Genomic DNA, 5,706 nt, shown 5'->3' on the forward strand with positions numbered 1-5,706 from the left:
GGTCCACCCATTGAAGTGCTGGTGTACGAGAAAGACTCTTTTGAGACAGATCACTACATAAAACTGGAATCCATTGACACAATCGTGCAGCGAGCTGCATCTTCAAGTGATGTTTCTCGGGTTATTATGCGATCCAGGATAGGCTTGCCATACTTGCTTTCACCAATTTGCAAATAAGGGGTTTCTTCAGAGTCCTTAATAAAATTACCTGCTGAATATATCAGGAACAGTGCCGGCGGAGTACCTTTGATTTGTCCGCCAAATATAAATGTTACCGCAGTCTCAACACCCTCGGCAGCCGTTTCTGCTTTGGCCCGCTCATGTTCTTCCCGGCAAAGCTGACCAATGTAACGTGCTGCCTCCGTCATTTTGGTAAATAAATGTAAACCTTTCTTTTCAGATTCCTCCATGTCCTGTTCAATTCGATTAATAATCGACTGCGTGGTTGCCAGGCTACCCGAGGCCAGAATTACAAAAACTCGATCGTCGGAATGATTAAAGATATGCATCTTGCTATAGCTTGATAGCATATCTGCTCCGGCATTTGTACGGGAATCCGAACAAAATACCAAACCTTTATTGGTTGAAACCGCTACACAATATGTCATCGCTTACATCTCATTTCTCTGGCACGGAGTAACATTGTAGTTCATATACGGAAGACTGGAAATCTTTATATTTTACAGAATTTGCTGATTTATTAACTACTTAAAGGGAAGGAGTTAGAGAAAATAGTTTTTCGATATGCCAGCATTCAATTCAACCAGCCCCAACTGGAGTTCATCAATAAACGTATGCAACTCATCCTGTTTCAATAGAACCTGGTCAACGCGTAAAACTTTTTTGCCGATATCGTTAGCCTGCTTGATTAACTCATCGTTCCTGGGAAGGTTTTTTATACATCCTTTCACTTCCAGTAAAGTATGATAAAAAGAGCGTGGAAACTTCTTTTGCTTAAGCAAAAACTTGAGCACGTCGGGGCGACTGACGCGAACCTGTAAAGTACGGCGATACATCTGATAACCGGTCAGTGACTTCAGAACACTCATCCACTGAATATTTTCAAATGGCGCCAGGGATTCGTGCTCAGGTAGTAGATCTGCCGAGCGCACATCAATAATACGGGTCGTCATATCTGCTCGTTCAAGATTTCGTCCAATTTTCAAAAAATCATAACCCATGTCATGAATCATGGTTCCGGCCAATAAACCGGTGATCGTTTGCGCTCCTAAAATGATTTCCTGTAAATATTGATGGCGGCCTTTCTTCGAATAACCACTTTGTGCGTTACTCTTTGCGATATGGTAAAGGTTGTTAATCCTTTCCCATGCTTCACGGGGAATAATATCCCGAATGGTACGCGCGTTCTCCCGAGCCTGATGCAAGGCATGTAAAATAGAATTTGTGCTATTCATTTCTGCGATTAAATACTTAAGAACAGCACGTTCTTCATAATCTTCATTCTGCTCCTCATAGTTGTCTACGCAACCGAGAATCTCGATAATCGGCTGCCAGCCAGGCTGTATGCCTTTAGGCAAGTCAAGCAGCAGATTCGTGTTTACCATAATCATGCGCGCCGTATTCTCGGAGCGCTCAATGTATCGCGCCATCCAGTAAATATTTTCAGCTACCCGCGATAACATGATTACTGCACCTCATCATCAACGATCCAGGTATCTTTACTGCCGCCACCCTGGGATGAATTAACAACAGTGGAACCTTTTCTCAGGGCAACGCGTGTCAAGCCGCCCGTCGTAACATAAGTAGAGTCTGGACTTGATAGAATAAAAGGACGTAAATCCAGATGTCGTGGTTCTACGCGATTACCCACCAGTGTGGGCGCGGTGGAAAGAATCAGTAAGGGTTGCGCCACATAATTACGCGGATCTTTTCTAATCAGCTTCTTAAAATGATTACGTTCTTTCTGGGTAGCCTGCGGTCCAATCAACATACCATAACCACCCGACTCGTTTGCCGGTTTGACGACGAGATCCCTGATATTATCGAGCACGTACTCCCTGTCTTCCGGTTTAATACACTGGTATGTGGGTACATTGGCTATCTGTGGCTCTTCATTAAGATAGTAGCGAATAATATCCGGCACGTAGGAATAAACCACTTTATCATCTGCCACCCCGGCACCCGGTGCATTGGCGAGGGCAACATTGCCTGCCTTCCAGGCCCGCATCAGTCCGGGAACACCCAGCGCCGAATCCGGATTAAAGACCTCGGGATCAAGAAACAAATCATCGATGCGCCGGTAAATAACATCGACACGGGACAGCCCTTCCACGTTTCGCATATATACGCAATCGTCTTTCTCTACCACCAGGTCCCTGCCCATTACCAGCTCAGCGCCCATTTGCTGGGCCAGGTAGGAATGCTCGAAATAGGCAGAGTTATAAATGCCCGGCGTCAATACAACAACTTCTGGCTGATCAATTTTTCGTGGAGAAATGGCGGTAAGCATGTCGTAAAGCTGCGATGGATAATCATCCACGGGCAAGATGCTTTGTTCGGCAAACAAATCAGGGAAAACCCGCTTCATGACAAGGCGGTTTTCCAACATGTAGGAGACACCAGAGGGCACACGCAAGTTATCCTCGAGCACGTACATGGTTCCATCGGCACCACGGACCAGGTCTGACCCACAGATATGCGCCCAGATTCTACCCGGCGGGTCAATCCCAATACACTGTTTACGATAATTAACGGAATCCTCCAGCAGGCTCGCCGGCAACACACCATCTTTAACAACATTTTGTTCATGGTATATATCGTCAATGAACATGTTCAATGCTTTAACCCGCTGCTTCAGGCCCTGTTCGACCTGCATCCATTCGGACTTTGGAATCACACGGGGAATCAGATCAAAGGGCCAGGCACGATCAATGGAACCTTCTTCTTCCGTGTACACGGTAAAAGAAATACCCATTACCTGAATCGCAATGTCAGCGGCTGATTTGTATTCTTCGATTTCCCGGTCTTTCAACCCCCGCAAAAACTGGCACAGGGAATCGGCAACCGGACGCGGTTTTCCCGCGACACGAATCAGCTCGTCGTAAAATCCTTTTGTAGTGTAACTGCCCCAGCGTATAGCCATAAATTAAGTCAGCCAACAGGATTGGATTTGTAAAGCATATACACTATATAAACTTTACAAAGTTGTAAATCAATTAGAATGAAGGTATTACTTTATGGATAACCACCGACGTTGCCAGAGCACCCGGCAGGCAGAAAGGGTAGCATCTGTTGCTTTTACCTGGCTAGCTTCATTTTAAGCTCCCTGAGTTCTTGCCTGATGCTGTCGGGAATAGGCTCACCCTGTCGAGAGTAGGTATAGTCCACATATTCACGAAACTCTTTATAACAGCGATGTGCGTATTTATGCTCTGGATATTTTAATACGCATTGCTTCAAATAAAGATCGGTCATTGAGAAGTAGAAGTTATAGGCAATAGAGCGATCCGCAACAGAAAGCCAGTAAAGTATCGCGGGAATTTCGTTAGCGCCCGGGTTGTTGTTCAGATAATGGTAAAGTTGGCCTCTTAGCCATACGCGCTGCACTTCCTGGCTGGAATCTGAATTTATAGTTATCGTCACTTTATCAAGATCACCCAGGTATTTATAAGTAAAAGACTTGAGCTCATCAAATGTCATGGATTTAATATTGCTTACCCTGCCAGTATTCAGTTCTTCCATTCCACGAATCCAGTCTGTCAGCTGTGTTTTAGTTTCAGGGGTATGATCTTTTAAATTCAAGTATGTCTTCAGCTTGACCACACCATCTGCAGGATTGCTGTTTATTTGTGTATAAATGGTAATAATTCTCTGCAAGGGTTGAATTATTTCCAATTCTGTTTTCCTGGTTGCTGACGTTAAGTGTTTATCATAATAGATAATTGCATCACGATAGTTACGGGTCATATAGTTAAATTCTGCATAGGCATAGTCATCATTAAAGCGATCGCGCTTAGCACCCGCAAATAGCGTCCTTAAAGTAGTGTCCTGTGTATGACAGGTTGTGCATATTTCTCCAAGCGCATATAAATGGTTACGTGCAAAGTCAAAATGACTGCTAGCCAGTATTGATCTCACAACATTGAGATATTCAGAAACAAATTCATATGAAACCTGATAGCCATCACTTTTTTCATTGATGAACGGTTTTGCTTCAAAAAACAAATAGGATAACTTGGTAAGAGCGTTATCAATAGAGTCGATTTCTTCGTTGGTTAAAGGGCGTTTCGCGACGACCAGAGGATATATCTCGATCATGATATTCCCAGCGTCCGTCATTATTTTATTAAGCCCAGATTGCGCTGGCGCGGGTGATGCGATTGCCATACCCCCATAGACCATTGAGAAGAACAAGACCGCAAGCATCAATTTATTCATTAGTGAAATCATATTTGTATCGGGAAAAACAGCTAAAGTTAACTGAAATCAGAAGTGGACTGTCTGGTATTAAACAGTATAGATAGTCAATTACAGACTGAAAAGCAATCTAATCTGAGAAAATCCACCAGTTCTCTGAAATATCGATATTTTGAATCGGGTAATACTACTGTTGTGTTAAATGTTGATTGCAGAAATGATTTCTGCGACGAAAAGCAGGAGCACCTCAGTTTCTCCAATTGTTCTTTGAAGGGAGCATGTCTCCATTGCCTTTCAGAAGTTAAAGAGATCAGAGCCTTAATCGTCATATGCCAACTGCTCAATAAGTTATATTGGCTCTAACCTATTTAATTATTCCTGCGTTAGTGACAACATCGTCTGGTATTCTCTCTAATATTTAGTACTCTAATTGTTTTGGCTATCACTTACCTCAATAGCAATAATTCCTCCATGAGCAAAATAGAAATCATGCTGTGATTTTGTATCTGAATCGATTGCAGCAAATATTAAACCTCCTATTAAGCCGCCGTATGCAGCACCCAATTCTGGACTGTGGGTATTGGCATAGCCCATACTATGTGAAATACCTCCTTCTTCACCTGAAACTGCACCGTACTTCAAATAATCTTGATTAGTATGAACGACTAAATATTTCGCGTTAGTTGGTATGCTGAAGTCTAATTTTAATATTCCACCATTTACAGAACCATTGAATTCTGGCTTTATTTCGGATATCTTCTTTTGGTCAGCGTCATAAACAGTCAATGCCGGATAAAAAATATAGTCAGGACCATATTGGGCTGGAATAACAAAGCTTTGTATTGATATATTTTCAGCGTTCGACATGCCTAAATCAAAAGCTCTTACGAAATATTTGCCACCTTCAATTTCTACCACCTTAGCAGTCATATGATTAATCTGGATATCAAGGTTAACTCTTTGTAGCAACTCTGCATTATTAAGAAGCTCTGATACTTCTATTGGCTGGTATTCCATTAAAAAGCCTTTTAAATCTTTCATCGATATAGTAACCACGTCACTATGATCCTCCATATAAGGTGACGAATAACTATAACTATCATCTTCCATGTCAAGTGACCAATCATCTTTTTCAGCTATATAAGGTGATGAGGCACACCCAACTAAACTGGCAAGAAACAAGAAGAAAACGAGCAAATTTTTACTTCTACAAATTTGGGAATCGTTTCCTGCTGGTTCCGGTTCTAGATTGAATCGATAGCGAAGTGTATTGCGGCTGATACTTATCATACTTACAAAAAGCTCCTTATAGGTATCGAGATCATAGGA

The 5,706-nt window shown here is 42.5% G+C and carries 5 protein-coding genes; all 5 read right to left on the reverse strand.

Features of this window, described 5'->3' with window-relative positions; genetic code table 11:
* Nucleotides 1-53: 53 nt before the first annotated feature.
* Nucleotides 54-608 carry a hypothetical protein gene (locus ACWVCM_RS01900; protein WP_455200008.1) on the reverse strand — a complete coding sequence of 185 codons (555 nt, stop codon included), beginning with the start codon at nt 606-608 and terminating at the stop codon, nt 54-56.
* Between the two features lie 114 nt (nt 609-722).
* Complete coding sequence (locus ACWVCM_RS01905; RefSeq protein WP_455200009.1) at nt 723-1,643, reverse strand: alpha-E domain-containing protein; 921 nt, start codon at nt 1,641-1,643, stop codon at nt 723-725.
* A 2-nt stretch (nt 1,644-1,645) separates the two neighbouring features.
* Nucleotides 1,646-3,103, reverse strand: coding sequence for a circularly permuted type 2 ATP-grasp protein (locus tag ACWVCM_RS01910; RefSeq protein WP_455200010.1), 1,458 nt, complete (start codon nt 3,101-3,103; stop codon nt 1,646-1,648).
* A 155-nt stretch (nt 3,104-3,258) separates the two neighbouring features.
* Nucleotides 3,259-4,398, reverse strand: a complete 1,140-nt coding sequence (locus tag ACWVCM_RS01915) for a hypothetical protein (protein ID WP_455200011.1) — start codon at nt 4,396-4,398, stop codon at nt 3,259-3,261.
* A gap of 405 nt (nt 4,399-4,803) precedes the next feature.
* A partial coding sequence (locus ACWVCM_RS01920; protein WP_455200012.1) for a hypothetical protein occupies nt 4,804-5,706 on the reverse strand: 903 nt, incomplete at its 5' end.

The organism is Kaarinaea lacus, assembly GCF_975902315.1.